Here is a 24397-nt window from a genome sequence, read left to right as displayed (position 1 = left end):
GGCGTTCCGGCAGAACCGAAGAGCCTCCCGATCGCCCGGGAGGCTCTAATCGATTGTTAACGTGCATAATCCTTCGCATGATACGGCCCGCCCTCGCGCATGACCGTCCACAGCGGGTCCGTGTCGTGCGGCATCGAGGCCATCATGCCGTCGTGCCATTCGTTCAGCAGATACACGGCCTCTTTGCAGATATCGCGGCGCTCTCCGGCAAGATCATGCTGCTCGAACGGATCGTTTTTAAGATCGAACAGCATCTCCCGCGGGAAGCCGTGATGGCCGTCGTGATAGGTGCGGATGTACAGCCAGTTCCCGAAACGGACGCTGCGCTGGCATACGTGCGCGCACTGCGAGACGACGAGGAACTCGCGCCCCGGGGAATCGCCCTGCAGCACCGCGTCCGCATAGCTCTCTCCGTCCCAAGACGGCGCGCCCGGGATGCCGAGGAGGCCGGCCAGCGTCGGTCCCAGGTCCAGATGATAATGCAGCCCCTCGTTGACGGCGCCCCGCGTGCCGCCCGGCCAGCGGACGATCATCGGAATGCGGCAAGTCGCTTGGTCCGCGGTCCCGTGCTCGGAGTAGATGCCGAGCTCGCCCATGTTTTCCCCGTGATCCGCGCTGATCAGAATAGCCGTATCCTTCAGCACGCCGAGGCTGTCGAGCTTCGCCAGCACCCTGCCGACGTGCTCGTCCATGTAGCGGATCGCGGCGTCGTAGTTGTCGAGGATCTCCCGCAGGTCTTCCCGCTTCTCGATCGGCTTGCCGTGCCGCGGATGCCGGTAGTAGTGCGACTTGGCGAGCGCGTTCATATCGTCGATGCTATGCTGGCCCTTCTTCGCCAGATGGCGCACGAATACGTCCTCGGTCAGCCAGTCGGGCAACGGATCGCCCGCGAACGGGCTGCCGTAGTGCGCCGGCGCGCGATACGGCGTATGCGGATCCCAGAAGTTCAGGTGCAGGAACCAGTCGTCCTCCGCCCCGTTGTCCTCCAGCCACTTGAGCGCGACCGGCAGCACCTGCTCGGCCGACTCCTGACCCTTGGCGCCTACGTTAAAAACTTCGTTGAAGCCGGCGTTGAACGTCCACGCCGAGTGCCGCTCGGAGAACGTGCTGATGGACGCCGTCTTCATAGCCGCCTGACGCAGCACGGCAGGAAGGCTCTCCATGGCCAGCCGGTCGTTGAATTCTCGGCCCGGACCGTCGCGCCGCATGTCCGCAGCGGTGCCGCCGTGTCCGACGATGCCGTTGTGGATGCCGAACCGGCCGGACATCAGAGCCGAGCGCGACGGCAGGCACGGCGCGTCCGAGCAGTAGTAATTCGTGAAGCGCACGCCTTCCCGGGCCAGCGCGTCTATGTTCGGCGACGTGTCACGATGATAGCCGTAGCAGCCTAAGTGATCGGGACGAAGAGAGTCCAGATCGAGATACAAAATTCTCATTATGCGGTACCTGCCTTTGCTGGATTTAGCCTTTGACCGCTCCGGCGACCCCGTCTACGAAGAAGCGCTGGAGCAGCAGGAAGATGACGACGATTGGAAGGATCGCGATCGCGCCGCCCGCCGCGATGCCGGTCCAGTCTACGACGTTCTCGCCCTGGAGCGCATAGAGACCGACGGCGAGCGGACGCAGATCGGGCTTGCTGAGCGTCAGGATGAGCGGCAGCATGAACGAATTCCACGACCAGATGAACTGCATGATCGTCACGCTCCCGACGACCGGCTTGGCCAGCGGCAGCATGATCTGCGCGAACGTCCGGAAAAACCCGCTGCCGTCCACGACGGCGGCTTCCTCCAGCTCGTTCGGGATCTCGCGGAAGAACGTGGCGAACAGCAGAATGAAAATGATGTGATTGCCGCCCGCTTCCGCCAGGATCACGCCGAACAGATTGTTCATAAGGCCGAGATTTTTAATCAGATCGAAGATCGGAATGATCGCGAACTCCATCGGCACGAACATGCTGGCCACGAGAAGCGCGAACACGATCTTTTTGCCGCGGAACGAATGCCTGCCCATGATGTAGCCGCAGGTCGCCGTCGCGAAGAGAACCAGAACGATCGTGCTCGCGGAGATGACGACGCTGTTCAGAAAGTAGGTGTCGAAGTTCGCCCCTTCCCAGGCGCGCTTGAAGTTATCCAGCTTGAAGCGGTCCGGAATCAGCTTAAGGCCATTCGAGAAAAACTCGCCGTCCGTCTTGAAGGCGGCCGACAGCATCCACAAGAACGGGTAAATCCAGACGAAGCAGAACGCGACCATGAAGACGTGAAATAGCGATTTTCTCAGCTGTCTCATAGCGAGGAACGCCCCTTTATCCGCTTGGTGATCACGTTTTGCGCGACGGCCAGCACGCAGATGGTGACGGCGAAGAAGATGCCCGCGGCGGCGGCGTATCCGAGCTGCGGCAGCCCCATCTCGCTGGAGAACGCATAGCGGTAAATGTAAGTCGACACGACGTCGGTGGCGAAAAACGGCCCGCCGTTCGTCATCGTCTTGATCAGGTCGAACGCCTTGAGCGAGTTGACGACGTTCAGCAGCAGGATGACCGCCCCGATGGGCAGAAGCAGCGGCACGGTGATGCGGAAAAATAACTTGGAGCCGCGCGCGCCGTCCATCTCCGCCGCCTCGTAGAGCTCCTTCGGGATGCTCTGCAGCCCGGCCAGCCAGTACACCATGTTGATGCCGAGGTTTTTCCATACCGACACGATGACGACCGTGAACATCGACCAGCTCGGATCGCCGAGCCAGTCGATCGGCTCGTCGAGCAGGCCGATGCCGCGCAGCGCGCCGTTCACCGCGCCGTCGCTGCCCCAGATGAACACCATGATGATCCCGACGATCGACGTCGTCGTGACGACGGGCAGAAAGATCAAGGTGCGATAGAAGCTCGCGCCCCGAAGCCCCGGACGGTTCAAGATGACGGCCAGAATAAGCGGGACGATCAGGTGAAGCGGCACGACGCCGAGCATGAACTTGAAGCTGTTCTTGAACGCGTTCCAGAAGTAATAATCGTTCGCCACGTTAACGAAGTTGTCCGCTCCCACGAAAGTCGCGTCCGACGTCAGACCCGACCAGTCCAGCATGGCGTAATACACGCCGGCCACGATCGGCCAGGCTTGAAAAGCCAGGAATAACAGCAGCGTGGGCGTTAGAAACAGCCAGCACCAGGCTTGAACCTTCAGGCGCGACTTCTTGGTCTCTCCGGTCCGTCCCATGTTGTCCTCCACATCGGCTGAGGGGTCCTCACTTCAGCGCTTGATAGTCTTCTGCGGAAAAATCCTTATCCGGGCTCCAGCTGGAGAAGGCGAAGTCGCTGCGCTCGACCTTCGCGCCGCCTGCCTTGGCCTGGTCGATCGCCGCATCCAGCGCCTTGTCGATCTGGCCCGACAGCTGCTTGAGCGGCGCGGCCGGATCCTTGAGCGAGCCGGCGACGACGCCCTGGAGGATATCGCCCAGGCCCGGCTTCGGGTCCTTAAAGCTCGCCATGACGGCCGACGCTTCGGGGTTGCGCACAGCGACGCTCGGCACGAGACGGGCGTACTGCTGCACGATCTCGTAGTACTGCTTGAACTGCGGAATCTCCGCGGACGACTCGTTCACGTCCTTCAGGATGGAGAATCGGTCGCCGTTCTGGACGAGGACCGATTGGTAGTCCTTGCTGAAGTATTCCTTCAGATAGATCGCCGCTTCCTTCGGGTGCTTGGTGGAAGCAGACAGGCCGATCCAAGGCGCATAGGTCGAACGCGGCAGATAACCGGCCTGTCCTTCGTCCGGCACGGGCGGCGCCATGACCCCGAAGTCGAGATCGGGATTGTTTTTCGTCCAGGTGCCGACATTCCATTCGCCCTGGACGATGAAGCCGGCCTGTCCTTCGGCGAACAGGGCGCGGGCTTCCGGTGCGGAGAGGCTCATCGTCTTCGGGTGGTAACTGCCGTCCTGCTTCAATCCCTTGAACAGGTCGAACACGCCCAGCATCGCCTTGGAGTCGTAGGAGGCCAGTCCGTCCTTCAGGCTGACCGGCGATTCGGAGGCGAAGCCGCTGCCGGCGAGCGCCGACCATTCGGTCGCTGCGAGCTTCCAGCGGCCGATCTGCTTGCCGCCTTCGATGATGCCGTAATACTTGCCTTTGCCGGCCGCCGTGATCTTCTTCGCGGCTTCGCGGAATTCGCTATATGTCTTGGGCGGGCTGTTCGCATCAAGACCGGCTTCCTGAAACAGCTTTTTGTTGTAAAAGACGAGCGTGCTGGGCACGCCGGCGAGCGCGGGGATCGAATAGATCTTGCCGTCGAGCATCGTCGTGCCTTCGGTGAACGCACCGTCCACGAAGCTGCTTTTGAACGCATCGTCGAGATAGGCGTCGAGCGGCTGGTACCAGCCTTCCTTCACCGCTGTGCTCAGCTTCATCGTCGCGGGGATCGGGAACAGGTCGGGCGCGTCGCCCGATTTGATGGCGGTCAGGATCGTATTCTGAAACTGGTCGACCGTCAGCAGCGTGTATTCGATCTTGATGTTCGGGTATTTCGCTTCGAAGTCTTTGATGAATTGTTCGCGGTAAGCCTTCTCGCTGTCGGCCCAGTCCATGACCCGAAGCGTGACCTTTTCGCCGGTCGGCGAGGACGGCGCCGCGGCCGAGGACGAGGAAGAAGGGCTGGCGGACGCGCCGGCGGATGCGGACGGCGAGCTTGCCGAGTCGCTGCTCGTCCCGTTGTTCGAGGACCCCGAGCAAGCTGTCATCACTTGTACGATTAGTGCTGCAGACACGAGCGATCCTGCGTGCTTCCATTTCATTCTCAACGATAATCCCCCTCTGATTTGGTTGGATCCGCAGAACAAAAAACTTCAAGATTCCCTTGCTCTCAGCGTTTGCGGACGCTTACAGCAGGTGTTCTTGAAGTTTATGTTAATTTATATTTGGTAATCGAACCATGTAGGGACGATGCTTCTTCTTGTAATTTTGATACTTTTGCGATAATCGGTCGGCGATTGCCCGAACGCCTTCTGGAACGCCCGGCTGAAGTGCGCCGCGTCGTAATGACCGCTTTGCTGGGCGATATGATCGATCGTATGTTCCGTATTTTCGAGCATCTGCCTGGCCTTTTGCAGCCGCATCTTCTTCAACATCTTCATTGGCGTGATTCCGTAGATTTTCTGGAACGCCCGGCTGAAATAGACCGGGTTCATATGATAGATCTGGGCGAGCTCTTCGCGGGAAATGTCTTCTTCAAGCCCGTTCTCGATATAATGGAGCGCGTTGTTGAAGCGGTCGGTGATGATCGGGTCCCGCGAGGACCGCCGCTCCCCGAGCTTCGTGCTCTCCAGAATCTCGTGCAGCAGGAAGAAGGCGAGAAAACCGGTTTGCACGGTGCGGAAGTCGTCGTCCTCCTGCAGCCATAAGCTTCGAAGCTCGTCGAACTTTTTTTCGTACAGGCCGGGATCGCGCACCTTGACTACCTTGCCGAGCGGGAAAACGTCAAAGAAATCTTGCTCCCCCTTGACCTTGATATCGACGTTGAACAGATAGTGCACGCCGTCGGTCTGGGAGATCACGTTAAACGGCTTGTGCGGCCGGTGAATCATTACATCGCCCGTCTTCGCCACGAACTCCTTGTCCTCGAGCGTCGTGATGACCTCACCCTTTTGAATATAAGAGACGGTATAACAGGATTGGACGTAGTCGAAAATGATCCTGGATTTGTACTGGACCTTCGTCACGTTCAATACGGTGATGCGAAGCTGGTCATGAACCTCGTACGACATGCCCTGCCTCTCCTCTCCCTATCAATCTTCCTCCCCGTCGTCGAACAGCTCGTCCAGCACTTTGTGCCGATTTTCCAAAAACCGCTTGGTCACGATATAGTGCAGCGTGTCCTCGTACCGGATCTCCCGGATCGGCGTCTCGTCGAAGCTCAGGATGCGCGCCCCCGGATAGCCGAGCAGGATCGGCGAATGTGTCGCGACGATAAACTGCGCATCCTTCTCCAGATCCTTGACGATGCGCATGAGCGCCAGCTGCCTGGCCGGAGAAAGCGCGGCCTCGGGCTCGTCCAGCAAATAGATCGCTCTCTTGCCGAACCTGTGCTTGAACAATGACAAAAACGCTTCGCCATGCGACTGCCGGTGCAGCGACCGTCCGCCGTAGGCGCCCAGACTCTCGGGCAACGTGTCCAGATGCGAAGCGAAGTGATAGAACGTTTCGGCGCGGAGAAAAAAGCCGTTCGTCACCTTGGGCATCCAGGACAGCCGGATCGCGTCCCCGAGCACCGAGCCGGCTGCGTCGACCTCGTACGTATTGTTCCTTCCGCCGCCCGCCTCGTTAAATCCGCATTGGTAGGCGATCGCTTCCAGAAGCGTCGACTTGCCCGACCCGTTTTCTCCGACGAAAAAGGTCACGTTGGACTCGAACGCCAGCGACGCAAGCCCACGTATCGCCGGTATGTCGAACGGGTAACCCTTGCGATCCGCCCCGCCGGTCACCGTCAGACTGCGCAAGAACATGGGATCATCTCCAACGGCATAAGGTCATGCTTCTACGTTATACCGTAACGGTTTAAACTGGCGGGGTCAACCGCGGTCTGACGGCAAGCCCGATCAACGATCCGTTGCAAGCACGAAAAAGAACCGGCAGCCGAAGCTGACAGTTCTAAGCCTAGGCGCGCGTCACGCCGTACCGAAGGAGACGCCGAGCTCGCGCAGCCACTGCCGGTACGCGATGCTGATGCGGTCCGACACCAGGTGCAGCTCCGCTTGCAGATCCAACGGCAGCAGCTCGGGCTTCTGGGCCTCGACAATCGCGCGATCCTGCTCGATCAGCCGGTCCTGGAAGGAAGAGAAGACTTCGTCCGGCGTGTCCAGTTCGTAGTTGCGGTAGATGACCGCAAACGCCGTGCTGTGCCGCTCCGAATGCGGCGTCACCGTCAGCAGCAGCCCGAACACGTGGCCAGGGTTGGCGGAATCGCGTTTCTCCAGCCAAGCAGTGAGCGGTCCCAGCACTTTGTATACGTACCGGTTAACGAGACCTTGCCCGGTGCCGTCCCCGTCGGGCTGGTACACCGCGATCTCGTCGCTCGCGAGTCCTTCCGGCGTCCGATGGACCCGGTGCTCCCCGATCTCCGCCGCCTCGGGATCGCCGAGCAGCCCCTCGTGGACGAACATCAGATGGGAAACGTCCAGGAAGTTCTCGACGATCCGCGGCCCCGCCGCCTGCAAGAGATAAGGATCGCAATGCACGCGGCGATAAGCGGGCGAGTCGAATTCGCCGAGCGATGCCGTCGGCGGGGCGCCGGACGGCTCGCCCAGGCAGACCCAGATCAAGCCGGATTGCTCGGCGCACGCGAATACCTGGGCCTTGGCTTTTTCCGGGATCGCTTTGTTCGCCGCCTGGGCCGGAATTCGCACGCATGCGCCGCAGCCGTCGTACGACCATCCGTGATAAGCGCAGATCAGGCGCTCCCCCTCGACGCGTCCCATGGAGAGCGGTACGCCGCGGTGAATGCACAGGTCGCGGAAGGCGCGCACCTTGCCCCCCAACCGTACGATCGCGAGCTTTACGCCGAGCAGTTCTACCGATAGCGGCTCGGCGCCCAGCCGGTCGGACGAGAGCGCCGGCAGCCATTCCTTGGTCAAAGCGGGATCCGGTTGATGCAATTCATTCGCCTCCTTCTACGATACGGTTCCGTTAACGCCTTTCGCGAGCCAATCTTGCGCCAGGATTTGTTCCAGCGTCATTGTCGCTCCGTTCTCGGCCCGCAGCTTGCCGGACTGGTCGTAGATCGGCCCCTTGAACACCTGCACGCTTCCGTCCAAAATGCCGGCCTTCGTCTTCTCGACCAGATCCTTCACGTCCTGCGGCACCTTGGCGCCCAGCGGCGCCAGATTGACGAGGCCGTCCTTCATGTCGCCCATGTAGGCCTCGCTTTTCCACGTGCCTTCCATGACCGAGCGGACAACCTTCGCGTAGTAAGGGCCCCAGTTCCAGACGTTATTCGAAATGTAATGGTCCGGCGCGTATTTGCCCATGTCCGAATCGTTGCCTACGCCGAAGGCGCCCCGCTCGGCCGCGGCCTGCAGGCTTGCAGGCGAGTCCTGGTAAGCGGCCAGCACGTCGACGCCTTTGTCCAGCAAGCTATCCGCCGCTTGGCGCTCGATCGTCGGATCGAACCAGGTATTGCTCCACACCACATCCACCTTCGCGTCGGGGTTCACGCTCTGCGCGCCAAGCGCAAAAGCGTTGATCGTGTAGATTACTTCGGGAATGGGAAACGCGCCGACATAGCCCAGATGTCCGGTTTTGGTCATCTTGCCCGCGGCCATGCCGACCAGGTAGCTCGATTCCCATTCCCTGCCGAGGTAGGTCCCCATATTGGGCAGCGTCTTGTAGCCCGAGCAGTGCATGAAGATGACGTCGGGGTATTTTTGAGCCACGTTATACATCGCGTCCATATAGCCGTAGCTCGTTCCGAAAATAATGTCGTGATTTTGCGCGAGCTCCGTGAACACCCGCTCCGAGTCGGCGGTATCCGGCACGTTCTCGACGATGTCCGCCTTGATGCCGAGTTCTTGCTCCATGTATTTGACGCCGGCGTCGTGCTGGTACGTCCAGCCGCCGTCTCCCGCCACGCCTAAATACACGAATGCGACGCGCGGCTTTTTGTTCCCGCCTTCCGCGTCCGCGGGAGAAGCGTCCGGCGCCGAGGCGGCCGCTACGCTCGCGGACGCGCTCGCCGAAGACGGGGACCCGTTGGACGATTCGCCGCAGCCGCTTGCCAGCAGTACGAAGAAGACAATCGTCAGAAGCATCAGCAAGGTCGAGCGTTTGGCATGTACCAACCTGATCATTTGAATGACCTCCCTGTGTGAATTACATCCAAATATACTAGGCCGCAGACCGACGTCAAGTATACTGACATGAACATTGTTCGCTTGCATGCCTGCAAGCGCGACCAATTGTCATCGGATGCCGCGGCATGCGTCCGCTCCGCTCGCCGATTCGGACAAACGTCCAAACTTGTCCATCGCGCATCGAATATGCTGTCGTATATTCCATCCGGAGGTGCAGCCGTGCTTCAATTAAACGGAATCGTCGGCGGAAAATCGTCCATCTCGCTTGGTGCCGGAAAGAGCATCGACGTGCAGACGATCGTGATCGACGTGCCAAAAGGAAAAAAGCTGGTGCTGAAAAGCTTGAATTTCCTGTTGTCCAACGATGCGTTCGTATTTAAAATCGAGGCGTTGCCTTCGACGGGTACGTTTACCGCCAGGGGCGGGGCTGGCGATTTGACGCCGAACAAGGTGCTTTTCAACAACAGGACCGGCGACGCCGTTCGGATCTTCCTGAACATCTCCGTCCGCAATAGCGCGCGGAATGCGCGGACGCTGGACCGCACCTCCTCCTGGCTGCTCAAGCTGGCTCGCGTCTGAGGGGGCTTATACCGCCGCCGATCGATTAGTTGCTCAAAAGCATTTATCTCCACTCATCGAATCGTGCCTGCGTAAATAAGTGTCAGAAGGCAGTTAATTCCTGCGAGAGGGGCGTTTCCGCCCATAATTCAGGGAATTAACTGCCTTCTAGCAACTAATTTGCTCGTTTTGCGATTACAACGCGGAATTAGCCGCCTTTTAACAACTATCGTCTCCCTACGATCGCCTACGCCAACTCCGTCACTTCCACCTCTACCTCTACCTCTACCTCTACCTCTACCTCTACCTCTACCTCTACCTCTACCTCTACCTCTACCTCTACCTCTACCTCTACCTCTACCTCTACCTCTACCTCTACCTCTACCTCTACCTCTACCTCTGCCTCCAGCTCCACCGCCTCTTCCAAGTCCCCGCCTATGCCACGTCCCGCCCCTGCCGTCTCTCACTACCTTCCGCCTCTGCGTAGAAAAAACGCCAAGTCCGCGGGCTTGGCGTTCATTAACGATGTTACTTGCGCATGCTGTTACTTTTGCAGCAAATTGTACACCGACTGCGCGGCTTCGGCGCGGGTCGTTACGCCTTGCGGCGCGAACTGTCCCGCGCTCCGGCCGGATAGCAGGCCGAGCGACGAGGCTTCGGCCACGTACGGCGCCGCCCAGGCCGCGATGCGGTCCGTGTCGGCGAAGCTCGCGCCTGCGCCGGTTACCTCCACCGTGGTCGTCCTATCCGTCGTCGGCATCTACAATGACTTCGTAAACCCGCTCTACTTCTTCCCCGGCGCGCGCAACGCTACGATTCAGCTCACGCTCTACAACTTCACGAGCCTGCACAACACGTCGTGGAACCTGCTGTTCGCCGATATCATCCTGATCTCCATTCCGCCGCTCGTCCTGTTCATTTTCTTCAATAAAAAGATCGTCGCGGTCATGACCGCAGGGGCTGTAAAGGGTTGAAAAAGGAACATGGTTGGAGGCGAGCACACGAGGATGGATGGGAGGGTTCTGTTTGGACCCAGGATCCGCTATTTTTCCGAAATCTCCCCTTTATTCTTTTCTGCGGACTCAGCGTTCATTATTCATCGTTCCCTGTACGCTGCAGCCCCCTTTTTCCGTGAATAGCGGCTGCTCGGTCCGGAATATCCGCGTTTGAGATATCGCTAAATGGCCTGAAGCGCGTTGCTGCGTTATTCAATGATTGTTCCTTCGCTGGTTAACCTCTCCTTATCCCTCAAAGAGAAAACGCCTGGCTCCCAAGTCTCTATATGCCCGTTACCACCAATAATTTTTTCATTTACTTGGTAAATATGAGCGTATAGTTTCTTTCCGCTTTTGTGCTTTTCTCTCAGCAAGTAGGTTGTAATATAAATTTCGTCATTCACATACGGCTTCAAATTAACAATAGCTGCGATGCTTGGATCAGTGTTTTTGGTTTCAAGCATCACTTTATCCATTTCACCCTCAACATGCCAACCAAACGAATTAATGTACGCAATAGGATTAACATTATTCTGCTCGAGTGTTTCATTATCGCAGCCAACCAGCAACGCAAGACAAAAAAATGCAAACAAAACAATGATTTTCAATCGGGGCACACTCCCTCGATTTTCCATTTTAATAGGAGACGTAAAGTCAAATATGTAGGTTGCATTGTTTCACAAAATGCTACTTAACGTAACTGCCTACATGGGTGAAAAATTGCGGCGCAAACGCACCCGGCCAGAACGCATATTACTGCGCTCCGCTCAGTCTGCAATAAAACGTTTACTGTCTTCCAACATTATTGTTCCACTGATCTGCAATTTTGGGAACTAAGGATTTTCCGTCCATATAAAGATCTCGAAGTGAGATAACCGAATGCCAATAATAACTTCCACGGCTTCCCAAGCTGCAATCATCGTAGATTAGGCTTATAAGAAGTTCAGGGTTAGAAATCCTGCTGAAGTTCATTTCCCTTGACAATTTATTGTAAATATCTATGTCGTAATACATCATGTGATCGGATGCTCTCTCAATAGTTATTTGTCCAGCAAAGCTTGAAAACCAAGCGTAAAACGAATTCTTGCTTTCTTCAAATCCTTTTCTTCCTTGCCCTTCTTGATTGAATAATCGTTGAAATAATTCGCGTTCCGTTTCTATAATTCTATTATGATCGGACAAATGGTTCTGAGATAATCTTCCTACCATCTCGGACCATACATCTTTAAAGACATCACAAAAATACTGCTCCTCAAGAAGTCCCCAATTCCTTTTAGTCGATGGAAATTTATTTGGTTCACCTTTACTACTTAGAAACGAATTTTGTATATAGACCAAGTAGTTTAATGAGTACGGGGCAAACGACGTTATTGTAAAATTGCTCAATGTACCGCCACCTTTTCTGGTAGTATAAAAATGGGCCTATTGAGACGCATGCTAAAAATACGATGTATAGCACATGCTCTATTAGCTTTGTACAAGAAACTAACGTTCTCCGATAGCATATGAAAGCTCAAAGTTGAGCTAATCGATTTCTGGCTTTTTCCCGGATCGACTCATCTTCATCATGAACAAGTAACTGCAAAACTACTGCTTGCGTCCTTTTGTTGTAAATGATTCTTTCTCTGACCGATGGATGACTGTCTTTTGCCATTTTAATCTGAAGATGCTCCGGTAGCCTGTTCTTCGAAGCAATCATTCCCCTCACGCGTTCTGAAGGATCGTCAGAAAGAATCTCCATAATTTCAAGGGGGATGGTCTTATTCTGCGCTACCAAAAACTTCATTTCCGGATACTTTTCAATAATCTCCACCCACACTTCCAAGGTGGCTTCAGCCCAAGCAGCTCTAAGATATTCACTTTGGATTGCACTCTCGCGAAGCCGAACAAATTCTTCAGCTGAATTTATCATAGGATCAGCTCCACTCCGCAGGGTTTTCAGAGTTTCTATCATTACTTCCGTTCGGCAACGAGGGGATTCAATGCCCATTTCATTCAACACTGATTTCTTTGTTGCCCAGGATGTGAAGGTAAAAGGTTTGTCGTCGCTTATCTTTTGTGCTTTCCCATCGACTAGGTTTTTACGATATGATTTTCTTGCTATACGCTGAATAATCACTGTTACTTGGCCTTTAAAAGTGCCGGTTCGGACACGGCATTGACGCTTCCTTGGGATTGGACGATGATCATGCCGTCTTCACGCAGCGTCGGACCGAAGACTCTCCCCTTGGTTTGAATGACAAATACGCGCTTAGCCGTAATCAAATCTTTAGCTTCCAGCCGCCCATCCGAGTAAGCGACGTATAGGCCGTTGCCGAACGTGTCGAATCGGGCGATCGAAGTACCCTGAGTACCCGCGGATCCGTAGTACACGACTGACTTGTTGACAAGCTTTGAGCCCGTTATTTGATCTCCGTCGGTAAATAAAATTCTGCCCGCGTCCGGACCCCCGGCCCAGAAATTTTTATAAGCGCTGTCCGACCGGTAAGAATCCCTCGCTACTTGATCGGGAACCGCATTCAACGGGTAGGCATAGACGACCCCGGCTGCAAAAATATATACATGTCCGGAATCGATCCAGGCTTGGCCGTTTTCCTCGTATTCGACCGTTTTGACAATCTTTCCGGACAACGTGTCGATCGTGTCTAAAGTGGTCTTCTCAAGTTGATCCAGCAAGTTTGAGGTGCGCTGGACTATGATTTGATTTCCCTGTATATATAACGGCGCGCTCGCGTTTGGTGCTTCCCAGGCAAGCTGACCGTTGCTCTCATTGAATGCGAGAAGCGTCTGATAGGTATAAGCGCCTGAAAAAGAAGTACTTACCAGTACTTTCCCTGCAGCGAACTGAATGTCTTGGTCACTATATGCGTTGGGAAAATGGTCTGTCCACAGTAACGTTCCGGATTTGGCATCAAACGCGCGGATATGGCCGTTGTAAACGTAAACTTTGTCTCCGTTGACGAGTAGCCTTGCGATTCCTGACGTTCGGCTGGCCGTCGCCCATTTCTTCTTTCCGTTTATGGCTTGGATCGCATGTAAGACCCCTTCTTCAGAAATCGCGTATACGACCCCGTCGCGGTAAGCTATAGGAGAGATCATTTTAGAGCCGTAAGCCCATAACGTCTTGCCTGTCTTCGCATTTAGCGCGAGCAAGCGGCCATGCTGGAAGACAAATACTTTGCCTTCCCCGGACGCAATCGTGCCGGCATTAATTGTGTTTAAGTCTTTGGGGCTATCGATCGCGACAGTCCATTTCGGCTTGACGGTAGCGGTCGTATCGGGGGAAGTCCAGTTCATCCCCTGGTATGACGAGTGCGGCGTGTCCGCGTATATCGGTCGAACAAAAGCGCCGAAGAGCACGAATACCAACGTAAACAATAAAACAGGTCTGCCGAATGGGATTGTCACGGTATCATCCTTCCATGATTGATTTTCCATATCATGCATGACGACCGCTCCTTATGAAAAGTTTCAATAAGATGTAAAAATAACCAGCTGCACGAGCTTCATAACAAAAGGCGACCGGTATCCGGCCGCCTTCCCGCTTATCTCTCGCTCCGTGATTGCTTGTCCAGCGCCACCTGCAGATCCGCCATGTACAGTCCGGCGTTTAGTTCGCGCTCGATACGAGCAGTTGATCGCGGCCCGGCCCTGCAGGAATGTCGCAATCGCTTCGTCCAGATCGGCCGTGTTCACGTGTTCGCCGAAGTAGCCCTGCAGCGCCATGCGCCGGACGACATCCGCCGCCTCGAGAAATCCCGGATTGGTCAGGCTGAGCTCGCCTCGGCTCACACGAGCCATGGCGTCGAAGCCGTATTTGCGCACGACGTACCCGTTGATCAGCCGGGTAAGCGTCCACTTCCGGGAGCCTGCCACGGCAAAGGGTTGACCCCCCGCCTAATGGAGATCTTCGGCCGACTGTAAAAGCTCGTCCCAGGTCTCGGGCACCTGAACGCCGTTATCCTCGAACAGCTAACGTCCAATCGACCGCCTCTTAACGTGTCATCGGCGAATGCTGGACGGACCGTCGAGTTCTCCCCCAATTGGAAACCAATTCGACGACGTTGGCTGGGTTCGCGGGGAGTTACACGGTATTACCAGTTAATTCTGTCAAGTGGACTCCTAGCCCCATCCACTCACATTCCGGATTCGACGTCGAACGCTTCCCTCATCGCTTGCAGCCCCTTGCTTGCCGCTTCGTCGGCGGTCAGCCCGCCGAAATCGGCGACAAACAGCTCCAGAGACAAGTAGCCGTCGTACCCGACCCGATGCAAAATTTTCGCTGCGTCATGCAATGGCGCGATGCCCTCGCCCGGGAACACGCGGTCCCCGTCGCCGATCGATTCTACGCCGGGCGAGGCCGGGTAGTCGTTGGCGTGGCAAATGCCGATCTCGGCGCCCGTCAGCGCGCCAAGCTCCGCGATCGCGCTCCCGCCCGTGTACATATGGAACGGGTCGAGCAGCAGCTTGCCATCCGACACGCCGCTCCGGCGGAGGATGTCGCGGGCTTCGTCCAGCCTCGACAGCTTCGGCGCCCGTCCCCAGAACTCCAGGTACGGCTCGATGCCGATGCTTCGCCCCAGCTCGACGAGGCGCGCGAACCTCGCGGCCAGCTCATCCGCGGATACGCGCCCGACCTCACCGAACGGCGGCGCGGCCACCGCGCCGCAGCCCAGCTCGGACAGCAGCTGCATTTCTCGCTCCGCCTGCTCAAAGGCCGCTTCCCGTTCGGTCTCGACCTCGTCCGCCCACCTAAAGAAGGCGATCGCGTTCGGGAACGCGAGGCCGCTCTCTTCCAGACACGATCTCAGCGCGGCGATCGTTCCGCCGCCGGCAAGATAAGATTTGATCTGCGGCACCCACAGCTCGATGCCCTCATATCCCGCCCGGGCCGCGACGGCAATCTGCTCCGGCACCTCAAGCTCAAATGGAAAAAGCGTCGATGCATTCAACGCCGCTTTAAATGGAAACATCTCGTCTTCTCCTCCTTCTCGCTTCCTTCGTCTCGTCAATGGCTGCCAGCAGGCCGGCCAGCCAGCTCAAGTACGAACGGCGCCCATCCGCTGCAGATTGCGGTAGCTCGTCTCGATGCATTCAAAGACGGGCCTGCGGCAATGATCTTGCTCGACCACGAGCCACTCGGTTCCCGCTTCCTCGGCCGCCTTCAAAATATCGCCGAAGTCGAGGATGCCCTCTCCCACTTCCGCGAAGAACCGCTCCTCGCCCGGCTCCATGTCCTTGACGTGCAGCAGCGGACAGCGCCCGCGAAGGCCGCGCAAATACGCAGCCGGATCGACGCCGCCCTTTTGAGCCCAATAGACGTCCAGCTCCATTTTCACAAGCTCCGGATCAGTCTCTCGGAGAAGCAGGTCGAGCGCCGTCTCTTCGCCGAACCGTACGAACTCCCAGTCGTGGTTATGGTACAGAAATTGCAGCCCGCGCGCCCGGCAAGCTTCCCCGATCCGGTTGAAAAGCGCGGCGCTCTCGAGCACCGCCTCGCGCGTTTCGAAGCGATGCGACAGGATGGCGTACTTGGCGTCGAACAGCTTCAAGAAATCGTCGAACCCGTCCAGTCCGTCCGTCAGCTGCCCGAGTCCGGCATGGGCGCCGATCACCTTCAGGCCCAGCCGATCAAACCGCGCTTTCATATCGGCGACTTCGATTCCCGCGGGCGGCGGGCCGACTTCGACTGCGGCATAGCCGATCTGCGCGACGCGCTCGAAGGCGCCGAAGTAATCGCGATCGAGCTCGTCACGAATCGTAAACGGTTGCAAAGCAACGGGAAATGCCATTTTATTCACGTCCTTATCGGTGAAATTGGATTTTTGCAAACTCTTGCAGCTGCGTGCGGAATCTACTTTATCCTATGCTCCTTGTTCAAGAAGTACAAGCCACGTCTTTCGTATTACGGCGGCGAAATCTGGCGCGCGTGCGCAAGTTGTGCGATGATATCGCATAATGGAAGCGAACTTAGAGGTGTGAAGCATAAACTTGCGAGGCGGCATCGCGTAACGGAGACGCGAAACGATCTTAAGGAGCATTGACGATGGATGAACGCCAGCTCGACGAGCTGCTGCGCGGCTAAGAGGCGCATCGAACCGTCGAGCCGGGCGACGAAGCGCTATCCGCGTTTTACGGCCAGCGCCTGCGCGGCGGCGTGTTGTGGAACGGTTCATCGGCCGCGAGTTGTCGGATCACCGGACGCATGAACGCTTCATCGTGTTTCGCACGTCGGAGCGCGACCGTCTGCGGACGATCATCGTGAACATGCTGCGCGAGTATTACAACGGGACAAATACGCACTGGGCATGCTGCATCACTAAGTGCCACTGCTATTTCTGGAGCTGATGCGCGTACGCGGCGAGGACATTGCAACGCGATCCCGAGCAGACGCCGGGTACCGGGGAGCGCGCGGCGCGGTACGGCTACTCGCCCGATTAACTCGGACGCCAGCTGAACCACCATACCGGCTGCACGTTCGGCGAGCTTGTGCAAACCTATCGCCTCAATCGGGCCGCCAAGCTCTGCAGACGACCGCGCTCGACGCCGCAGAGATCGCGCGGCAGTGCGGTATGAGAGCCACGGCTTCTTTTACCGCAAATTTCAAATCGCGGTTCGGCAGGACGCCGAGCGCATACAGACGGTCCCAGACATAAAAAAGCACCGATGCCCGGCGGGATCGGCGCTTTTTCTCATTTTCGCATGCACATTCTGAACTCCCCAAATCTTTCTTCGCTGCATTTTAACGATATCCCCCTCGATCAGGAAGGACGCTCAGTCGCTGGTTTTGAAGATGGTCCTGATCAAAGGGGATACTGTTAAAACGTAAAATAGATGCTTTTAACACGGTCCTGATCGCAGGGGATACTGTTCAAACGTTAAAAATAAGCTCTTCGACCCTACAGCCCGAACTTGCGTATCAGATAGGTCGGCGTGCAGCTCCACGCGTGACAGTAGCTGTTTATGAGGTGGCTGCCGTATGGCGAGAAGCTCTTGTCCTGCGGATCGTACAGCTCCCAGAACGTGTCCGCGCCGTCCTCGAGCATGCCGCCCCAGTATTGCTTGAGCATCGCGACCGCCTCGTCACGGCAGCCCGTCAGGAGCAGCGCCTCGACGACATGATGGTACATGTACGGCGTGGTCGGGCCGATGTCCGGCGACTCGGCGAGCAGCCGCAGCATGAGCGCCTGGTTGTCCTCGGGTGGCAGCACCTCCGCCAGCGCCAGCCAGGCCTGCGACGCCCAAGACACCTGCCGGTCCGCGCCGCTTATGAAGAAGCCGAGCTCCGAGTCCCACAGCCGCGCCAGCGTCGCGGCTTCGACCTCGGCGAGCCGCGCCGTCAGCTCGGTCGCCGATTCGCAGCCCAGCCGCTCGGCCATGGCGATCGCGCGCTTCAGCGTATAAATTAGCACGCCCTGCGCAGGCGCCTGCTTGTTGAGCGACTCGTGCCAGTCGATGAACGCCCACCAGGACTCCTCGTCCCGCACCACGCCCGTTTCATCCAGCCGCTCGAGGCCAAGCTCTACCTGTCGACGCGCAAGCGGCCACAGCTCGCGCATCGTCTCCTCGTCTCCCGTGGCCTCCGCATAATCGTGCAAAGTTGCGGCGAAAAAAAGCGAGTAGTCGTACAGATACGTGTCGTCGGCGATCAGAGAAGGCTCGATGAACAGGTTCGCCGTCACCCGGCCCAACTCGTCAGGCACGGCCGCGAACAGGTAAAGACAGCGTTTGACCAGATCGTCGCTCCGGAACGTCTCGTAGTTCGCCAGCGCCTGCAGCCTCAGATCGCCCAGCCAGAGCCTGCGGTCCCGCTTGGGACCGTCCTCGAACACGTCCTGCATGCAGTCCTGCAGCGTCTTGACGCTCACGCGGTCGATCTCGCGGATTACGGGATCGGGATGCGACAGCTCGATCACAGCGGACGTGTCGGCCGACGTGACGGTACGGACCGTCACGTCGCTAAATGCGACGCGGTATTTCTGGGACGTATCCAGCACCTCCAGCTTCAGATAACGGAAGCTGTATCTTCGCGGCAGCGAGATCCGAGCCGGCAGCACGTCGACGAGCAGGATTTCCTCCTGCAGCCAGGAGCTGCTAATCCAGCCGTTGTACGAGGAGAACGGCTCCGCCATCTCCACCGGCATCTCACCGAAAGTCAGCCTCAGCTTCAGCGGCGCATCGGGCGGACTGCCGACCGGGCGGACATCGAAAGAAACGTAGCCGACCCGGTGGTCGCCGAAGTCCAGTACGACGGCGTCTCCCTTTTTATATTCCCTCTCCTGCAACGCTTCGGCAGGCGCCGCCTCACGCGCCCGCCAGCCGTGCATGGCCTGAGCGTCCGCTACGACCTCGACGATGCGCGCAGCCTTGAGCGCCTCTTCGAGCAAAACGGGCTTCAGCGCCTCCGCCTTCCCGACGAACGCTTCGTTGCGCACGATCGCGACCTGCCCGGTTTGCATCTTTATCGTATCCGCCATCCTTAAGCACCTCTCTCTTTTCGCATCTGTCTCTTACTCTAGCAAACCCGCCCATCTCCGCCATAGAACCGAATCCCGCATAAAATGATCCGATTCCGTCGCGATGTGCCGGCTTCAGCGAACCGGCGATTCGGCGATCCGGCGATCCGGTGATCCTGGGGTCCATCCGTCCGCCGGTCTGCCGGTTCATCGATCCGCCATCCCTTCGCGCTCCCTCGCAATCCGTCTCCTACCGTCCCTCCGCCGCGCGATCGGCCCCCAGTTGCCGCTGCAGCTCGCCCAGATATTCCTTAGGCGAATAACCCGCGCTCGTGACGAGCAGCTGCGCGTTGTCCCAGGCCAGCAGCTGCGCTTTGGTGCTGAAGCGGGCCTCGAACCACAGCGCGCCCTTTTTCACCTCGCCGATCTTGCTCTGCACCATTCTCGTGAGCGGCGGCGCGTCCTCGGGTACGTCCTTCACGTTAAATCCGGTTACCATGCCGAGCTCCGACATGGCGCGGTCCCCGTAACGCTCGAACACGAACCTCATCCAGTCGCCGACCTCGGGTGTATAAGCGGATTTGGAGAAAGAAGTGGTCAGGCCGGCGTTCACCGGATATTCGTCGAGCGAGCCCAAGCCGTCCCGCACGAGCGGGATGCTGAAAAAACCGACGTTGTCCGCCCCGATCTTGTTCTGCGTCCGGTCGTTAAAGGCACGCAGCTGCCAGCTGCCCATATAGAACATAGCGGCCTTGCCCTGCAGAAAAAGGTTGACCGACGTGCCCATGTCGATCGTGTTCACGCGAGAGCCGAAGTATCCTTGGAGCCCCATCCGCTGCACGACGTCCGCCGCCTCGACGAAGCCAGGATCCGCGAGCGACAGTTCCCCTTTGTCCACCTTTTCCATCGCGCCGACGCCGAGCTTGCGGATCGCGTAGGCGTTGATCAGCCGCGTGATCGGCCACTTCTCCTTGCCGGCCACGGCGAACGGCTGGATGCCCTCGCGCTTGAACGTTTCCGCCGCCGCCAGCATATCGTCCCAGGTTCGAGGCTCCTGCAGGCCGTATTTTGCGAATAGCGCCTTGTTATACCAGAAGCCTTCGATGTTCATCTCGAGCGGCAGCGCGTACAGCCCCTTCCCTTCCGCGTACGCCTTGAGCAGCTCGACGGCCGCGGGGTTAAGGCTGTCTGCCATGCCGAGCGCCGCGAACGTCCGCTCCAGGTCGAGCGCAGCGTTGCTGTCAATGAGATCGAGCAGCGGCTTGCCCGATTGATAGCTGAACAGCACGGGCAGATCGTTGCTCGCCGCGAGCAGCTGCACGCGCTGGTTCAGGTCGCTCTCCGAGACATTCTCGAACTTGTACCGGACCGATGGATGCGCGTTCTGATATTCCCTGGCAAGCTCGCTGATGATCCTGGAGCTGCCTTCGTTTTCTTTGTTGGAGGAAAGGTAGAGAATCGTCGTCGTATCGTCCGCAGGTACGAGCGTAGGCGTCGGGGCGCCGCCGCAGGACGCCAGCAGCACGGAGAGCGCGGGAAGCGCGAGGCGGAGCGCCGTCCGCCGGAACAAGCCGCACCGTCCCTTTTGCCGCATGCCGATCATCGCCCTCTCCCGGTAGACCGGTATTGTCCGGGCGTCATGCCGGTCTGCTTTTTGAACACCTCGGCAAAGTGACGGGCATGATAATATCCCACTCGCTCGCTGATTTCCTGGGTCGGAATGCCTTCCTCCAATAGCGTCTTCGCCTTTTCCATGCGCAGCTTGGTCAAATATTTGATATAAGAGAGGCCCATCTGTTCCTTGAAAAGCAGGCTGAAATAAGCGGCGTTCATCTCGACATGGGCCGCGACCTCCTGCTGGGTCAGGTCTCTGCCGTAATGGAGCTCCATGTAGGCGAGCGCCTTTTCCACCGCCGAATGCTTCGTCCGCTGCCGCACGCCGCGCATCCAGTCCGCGATCCGCTCGATCTCCGCCCGCAGCCAGGCGGCCTGCGCCGACCGCGTTTCGAGCTTGCGCAGCGCGAGCTGCGGCGGCTCGCCTGCGCGATCGAGCTCGGAGGCGTCGCCACCCGTTTCTTTGGCGGCTTCGACCGCATGAAGCAGCAGTTTGAGCAGCTCGAGCTCGGCGATCTCCGGATCGACCTTTCCCTGCTTGAACGACGCCAGATAATCGTCCAGCTTCAGCATCAGGCTGTCCTTATCCCCGAGACGCAGGTCGAAGAGGATGCCTTCCTCCAGATCGGACAATTCGGGCGCCGGCGAATGGCCGTCGCCCAAGTCTTCGTACCGGGTCCAGCCGGTACCCTCGAGATATTTGCCGTAGCGAAGCGCCCGGAGCGCCTCGCGGTAGCCGGCGGCAGCTTCGCCGACATCGGCGTGCGTCGTCCCGGAGCCCACTGCCGTGCGATCCCACGCCTGCAGGGTGCCGGTCCAATCGCTGCCGATCTCCCCCAGATGGAATACGGCATGCAAATATTCGGCGCCGTTCCGCACCGGGACGACGCGAAAGCCAGGCCCCTCCGGCAGCTCGAACGCCGAATCCGCGCTGGCGACGACCGTGACGCCCTGTACGTCCTCCGCTTCCGGACCGAACTGCACCCTCCATGCGTCTTCGGCATCGCTTCCATAGAGGAGCAGATCGAGCGTCGCCTTTTCCAGCAGCCCCTCCTGCCATCTCCGTTTCAGGCTCGACATCTCGCTTCGCTCTCCGATGCGCGCAACCGCCTTCTCGATGCCTTCCCGGATCTTCGAGATCGTGATCGGCTTCTCCAGGTAGTCGACGACGCCGAGCTTGATCGCGCGCTTGACGTAATCGAACTCGTTGTAGCCGCTGAACACGATGCACATCGTATCCGGCGCTTCCTCCTGGATGTGTTCGATCAGCTGAAGCCCGTCCATGCCCGGCATGCGAATGTCGGTCATGACGATATCGGGCCGCAGCGTCCTGAACATCTCCAGCGCGGATAGCCCGTCCTTGGCCGTCCCCGCCAGCTCGACGCCGTGCTCGCGCCAGTCGATGAGCCGCTCCAGCCCTTTCAGCACGATGAATTCGTCGTCGAACACGACCGCCTTCAGCATGTCTACTCCTCCTTGTATAACTTGTGCGGAAAGCGCAGCTCGATCGACGTGCCTTCGCCCGGCCGGCTGCGGATCGTAAACGAGCTCGTCGGCCCGTAGTAAATTTCCAGACGTTCCCGCACGTTGCGCATGCCGTAACCTTCCTCCGTTTTCCGGACATCCGCCATGCCGACGCCGTCGTCGGTCACCGTGAACGACAGGAATTCCCCGTCCATTCTCCCGGTCAACCGCACCGTACCTTCGCCGACTTTGGGCTCGAGGCCGTGATAGATGGCGTTCTCGACGAGCGGCTGCAGCATCAGCTTCATGATCTCGTAGCTCATGATGTCCGAATCGACCTCTTGCTCGTACTTGAAACGATTGTCATAGCGCAGATTCTGAATGATCATGTAGTGCTCGATATGCTTGAGCTCCTTGTAAACCGGGATCGTCTCCCTGCCTTTGTTGAGGCTTAGCTTGAAGCTCTCGGACAGCGACAGCGCCATCTGGGCAATATCGTGCTTCTCCTCGAGCATCGACATCCAGTAGATCGAATCGAGCGTATTGTATAAAAAATGCGGCTTGATCTGCGCCTGCAGCGAGCGCAGCTCCGCTTCCCGCTCCTTGAGCTGCGCCTGCAGCAGCCGCTCGCTCAGCACCTGATAGTCCGCCGTTACCCGCTGGAACGTCTGCCCGATGACGCCGACCTCGTCCGCGAGAAACGCCTCGCCCGCATCGGCGGCCGAATGGCCCTTGGCCCAGTCGCCGATCATTTTTTTCAGCTGCAGCAGCGGCTTGGTGATCGTACCCGACACAAAATAAGATACCGCGAGCGCGATGCCGGCCATCAGCGCGGCCAGCAGTCCCGTCGTCAGCGTGATGCGCTGGGATTGTTGAAGCAGCGTCTTGGCCTCGACGAAGTGGACGAACATCCAGCCGCTCGTCGCGTTCCGGTATTGGCTGTACAGGTAGCCGGCCTTGCGCATGTTCGCGAACGTCGCGTCCAGGCTGCCGCCGATACCGACGCCGGCCGTGAGCTCGGGACGCAGGTCGTAGACGACGACCGGATTCGTCTCCCGCGTATCGAGCACAAGAAACCCGCTCTCGTCGCTCTCGTTGACCGTCTGCTCGAAAATCGACTTGCGGATGTTAATGACGAGCAGGCCGATCTTGTCCCCGCTCAGCCGGTTCGGATCGCGCAGCAGCTTGACGCTGGAAAACGCATTGCCGTAGGGCGATTCCTCGAGCACGTTGTAGCCGAAAAACACTTCCTTGCCCTTGGCCTGCTCGGCCTGCGCGTACCAGTCCGTGCGTTCGATCAGGCCGCGCGTTTCCTCGGAGCCGTACTTGCCCGCCTGCTCCGAGCGTCCGTAGCAGACGGACCGGAAGTTGCGGTCGAACAGGCAGATCGAGTCGATGTTCTGGATGTCGAACAGGTTCGACACGACGATATTTTGCAGCAGGTTGGCCGTGCGGACGTCGATGACGCCCTGCCCGTCCGCCTTCGCAGCGCCGCTTCGATACAGCTCCTGCCGGAGCTGGTCGTTGGACAGGATAATGCGATTCATGTTGATGATGTTGCGCATGAGCAGATCGGCGACCTCGCTGGACGTCTTGAGGTGGTCCGCGTTGGCCTGTATATGGTTTTGCACGAGCATGTCCTTGGAAATGTTCAGGGAGACGTAGCCCAGCACGAACAGCGGCGGCAGCGACACCAGGATCATGGTAGCCAGAAATCGGCTGCGGATTCGCGGCGGCCTGAGCTTGAGCAAAAAGCGGCGGAGTCTCGTTATCATGGCAAGCATCCTTTACGGGCGTCGCGGGCTTGTTGTAAGCGGAAACAAACATGGGATCGGCCCGATATGCCGCGCTTTTAGCGAATAGCGTACGACGGTGCGGCGGCACGACCCGTTTCCTTTCATTCTAACCAATCGGGCCAGCAATATTAAGGTACGGATTTTTTGGGAAGACTCCGCGTTTTTTAGGAGGCGGATTAGCCGGGCTATCCTGGATTCGCCAAACCACCTGCCTACGCTGGTTGGCCCATTCGTACCAGCCGCCCGTCGTAGATTCCCCAGCCACCTGTCGCCGCTGGTTGACCATTCATACTCGCCGCCCGTCGCAGATTCGCCAAACCACCCGCCGACGCCGGTTGGCCGTCCACCCGTATTCCCATCGATTAGTTGTTGAAAAGCAGTTATTTCCGCTCACGGTCCCGCACCCAAGTAAATAGTTGTCAGAAGGCAGTTAATTCCCGCGCAAGTAGCGTTTCTCCCCATCTTCGGAGGACATTAACTGCCTTTCAACAACTAATTTGCTCATTATGCGATTACAACGCGGAAATAGATGCCTTTTAACCACTATTGTCTCACACCTCCGCCGTCTACTATGGCCCCCGCCACTGCGCAGTTGAAAGGTCAAGCCCGCGGTATTCGCGCTCCTTGCAGCGAACTTGCACGATGCTTGCCGCCCATAACCGCGCCGACTCGCAATCCGTTATCC

At 58.1% G+C, this 24397-nt stretch carries 23 protein-coding genes and 1 pseudogene; 3 read left to right on the top strand and 21 right to left on the bottom strand.

From position 1 onward, the window contains the following. Positions 1 to 56: 56 nt before the first annotated feature. From KB449_RS02545 to KB449_RS02510, 8 genes are all read right to left on the bottom strand, one after another. Positions 57 to 1436, bottom strand: coding sequence for a sulfatase family protein (locus tag KB449_RS02545; protein WP_282906861.1), 1380 nt, complete (start codon positions 1434 to 1436; stop codon positions 57 to 59). Positions 1437 to 1461: 25 nt separating this feature from the next. After that, positions 1462 to 2286: a carbohydrate ABC transporter permease gene (locus tag KB449_RS02540; protein ID WP_282906860.1), complete on the bottom strand. Its 825-nt coding sequence runs from the start codon at positions 2284 to 2286 to the stop codon at positions 1462 to 1464. Then, positions 2283 to 3206: a carbohydrate ABC transporter permease gene (locus KB449_RS02535; RefSeq protein ID WP_282906859.1), complete on the bottom strand. Its 924-nt coding sequence runs from the start codon at positions 3204 to 3206 to the stop codon at positions 2283 to 2285. The genes KB449_RS02540 and KB449_RS02535 overlap by 4 nt, the downstream gene beginning before the upstream one ends. A gap of 28 nt (positions 3207 to 3234) precedes the next feature. Continuing rightward, entirely contained in the window at positions 3235 to 4779 is a 1545-nt protein-coding gene (locus tag KB449_RS02530; RefSeq protein WP_282912716.1) for an ABC transporter substrate-binding protein, read from the bottom strand. A gap of 117 nt (positions 4780 to 4896) precedes the next feature. Next, positions 4897 to 5748, bottom strand: a complete 852-nt coding sequence (locus tag KB449_RS02525) for a helix-turn-helix domain-containing protein (protein WP_282906858.1) — start codon at positions 5746 to 5748, stop codon at positions 4897 to 4899. A gap of 21 nt (positions 5749 to 5769) precedes the next feature. Then, positions 5770 to 6486, bottom strand: coding sequence for an AAA family ATPase (locus KB449_RS02520; protein ID WP_282906857.1), 717 nt, complete (start codon positions 6484 to 6486; stop codon positions 5770 to 5772). Between the two features lie 162 nt (positions 6487 to 6648). Further along, the gene (locus tag KB449_RS02515) at positions 6649 to 7635 is read right to left on the bottom strand and encodes an aromatic ring-hydroxylating dioxygenase subunit alpha (RefSeq protein WP_282906856.1); all 987 of its coding nucleotides are present in this window, start codon (positions 7633 to 7635) and stop codon (positions 6649 to 6651) included. Positions 7636 to 7650: 15 nt separating this feature from the next. Further along, positions 7651 to 8826, bottom strand: coding sequence for a BMP family ABC transporter substrate-binding protein (locus KB449_RS02510; protein ID WP_282906855.1), 1176 nt, complete (start codon positions 8824 to 8826; stop codon positions 7651 to 7653). Between the two features lie 222 nt (positions 8827 to 9048). Between KB449_RS02510 and KB449_RS02505 the strand changes: the two genes are divergently transcribed. After that, positions 9049 to 9408, top strand: coding sequence for a hypothetical protein (locus KB449_RS02505; protein WP_282906854.1), 360 nt, complete (start codon positions 9049 to 9051; stop codon positions 9406 to 9408). 226 nt (positions 9409 to 9634) lie between these two features. On the opposite strand, the gene KB449_RS02500 is transcribed toward KB449_RS02505, so the two are convergent. Next, a complete protein-coding gene (locus KB449_RS02500; protein ID WP_282906853.1) occupies positions 9635 to 9814 on the bottom strand; it encodes a hypothetical protein in 180 nt (59 codons plus the stop codon). Positions 9815 to 9931: 117 nt separating this feature from the next. Next, positions 9932 to 10147 (bottom strand): S-layer homology domain-containing protein, encoded by a 216-nt coding sequence (locus tag KB449_RS02495; RefSeq protein ID WP_282906852.1) that lies wholly within the window; start codon positions 10145 to 10147, stop codon positions 9932 to 9934. On the opposite strand from KB449_RS02495, the pseudogene KB449_RS02490 reads away from it, so the two are divergent. After that, positions 10107 to 10361, top strand: a pseudogene (locus KB449_RS02490) (carbohydrate ABC transporter permease); the annotation flags it as partial. The gene KB449_RS02495 and the pseudogene KB449_RS02490 overlap by 41 nt on opposite strands. Positions 10362 to 10591: 230 nt before the next feature. On the opposite strand, the gene KB449_RS02485 reads toward KB449_RS02490, so the two are convergent. The 7 genes from KB449_RS02485 to KB449_RS02455 all read right to left on the bottom strand — a co-directional run bounded on the left by KB449_RS02485 (position 10592) and on the right by KB449_RS02455 (position 16174). Next, on the bottom strand, positions 10592 to 10990 hold the full coding sequence (locus tag KB449_RS02485) for a hypothetical protein (protein ID WP_282906851.1): 399 nt from the start codon (positions 10988 to 10990) through the stop codon (positions 10592 to 10594). 178 nt (positions 10991 to 11168) lie between these two features. Then, positions 11169 to 11768: a hypothetical protein gene (locus KB449_RS02480; RefSeq protein WP_282906850.1), complete on the bottom strand. Its 600-nt coding sequence runs from the start codon at positions 11766 to 11768 to the stop codon at positions 11169 to 11171. A 127-nt stretch (positions 11769 to 11895) separates the two neighbouring features. Continuing rightward, positions 11896 to 12501 carry a hypothetical protein gene (locus tag KB449_RS02475; RefSeq protein ID WP_282906849.1) on the bottom strand — a complete coding sequence of 202 codons (606 nt, stop codon included), beginning with the start codon at positions 12499 to 12501 and terminating at the stop codon, positions 11896 to 11898. A gap of 2 nt (positions 12502 to 12503) precedes the next feature. Next, on the bottom strand, positions 12504 to 13829 hold the full coding sequence (locus KB449_RS02470) for a PQQ-binding-like beta-propeller repeat protein (protein WP_282906848.1): 1326 nt from the start codon (positions 13827 to 13829) through the stop codon (positions 12504 to 12506). A gap of 24 nt (positions 13830 to 13853) precedes the next feature. Beyond that, on the bottom strand, positions 13854 to 14258 hold the full coding sequence (locus tag KB449_RS02465; protein ID WP_282906847.1) for a hypothetical protein: 405 nt from the start codon (positions 14256 to 14258) through the stop codon (positions 13854 to 13856). 260 nt (positions 14259 to 14518) lie between these two features. Continuing rightward, positions 14519 to 15355, bottom strand: a complete 837-nt coding sequence (locus KB449_RS02460) for a sugar phosphate isomerase/epimerase family protein (RefSeq protein WP_282906846.1) — start codon at positions 15353 to 15355, stop codon at positions 14519 to 14521. A gap of 66 nt (positions 15356 to 15421) precedes the next feature. Further along, positions 15422 to 16174: a sugar phosphate isomerase/epimerase family protein gene (locus tag KB449_RS02455; protein ID WP_282906845.1), complete on the bottom strand. Its 753-nt coding sequence runs from the start codon at positions 16172 to 16174 to the stop codon at positions 15422 to 15424. A 370-nt stretch (positions 16175 to 16544) separates the two neighbouring features. On the opposite strand from KB449_RS02455, the gene KB449_RS02450 reads away from it, so the two are divergent. Beyond that, on the top strand, positions 16545 to 16730 hold the full coding sequence (locus KB449_RS02450; protein ID WP_282906844.1) for a hypothetical protein: 186 nt from the start codon (positions 16545 to 16547) through the stop codon (positions 16728 to 16730). A 551-nt stretch (positions 16731 to 17281) separates the two neighbouring features. Here the strand turns inward: KB449_RS02450 and KB449_RS02445 are convergent. From KB449_RS02445 to KB449_RS02430, 4 genes are all read right to left on the bottom strand, one after another. Further along, the gene (locus KB449_RS02445) at positions 17282 to 18859 is read right to left on the bottom strand and encodes an alpha-L-rhamnosidase-related protein (RefSeq protein ID WP_282906843.1); all 1578 of its coding nucleotides are present in this window, start codon (positions 18857 to 18859) and stop codon (positions 17282 to 17284) included. 229 nt (positions 18860 to 19088) lie between these two features. Beyond that, positions 19089 to 20441 (bottom strand): ABC transporter substrate-binding protein, encoded by a 1353-nt coding sequence (locus KB449_RS02440; protein ID WP_282906842.1) that lies wholly within the window; start codon positions 20439 to 20441, stop codon positions 19089 to 19091. After that, positions 20438 to 21916 carry a response regulator transcription factor gene (locus KB449_RS02435; protein ID WP_282906841.1) on the bottom strand — a complete coding sequence of 493 codons (1479 nt, stop codon included), beginning with the start codon at positions 21914 to 21916 and terminating at the stop codon, positions 20438 to 20440. Before KB449_RS02435 ends, KB449_RS02440 begins: the two co-directional genes overlap by 4 nt. A gap of 2 nt (positions 21917 to 21918) precedes the next feature. Further along, complete coding sequence (locus tag KB449_RS02430; protein ID WP_282906840.1) at positions 21919 to 23691, bottom strand: sensor histidine kinase; 1773 nt, start codon at positions 23689 to 23691, stop codon at positions 21919 to 21921. Positions 23692 to 24397: the final 706 nt, after the last annotated feature.

The organism is Cohnella hashimotonis (assembly GCF_030014955.1).
In the GTDB taxonomy this organism is placed as follows: domain Bacteria; phylum Bacillota; class Bacilli; order Paenibacillales; family Paenibacillaceae; genus Cohnella; species Cohnella hashimotonis.
Note: the sequence above shows the minus strand (reverse complement) of the source record. Positions and strands in the feature narration are given on the sequence as shown.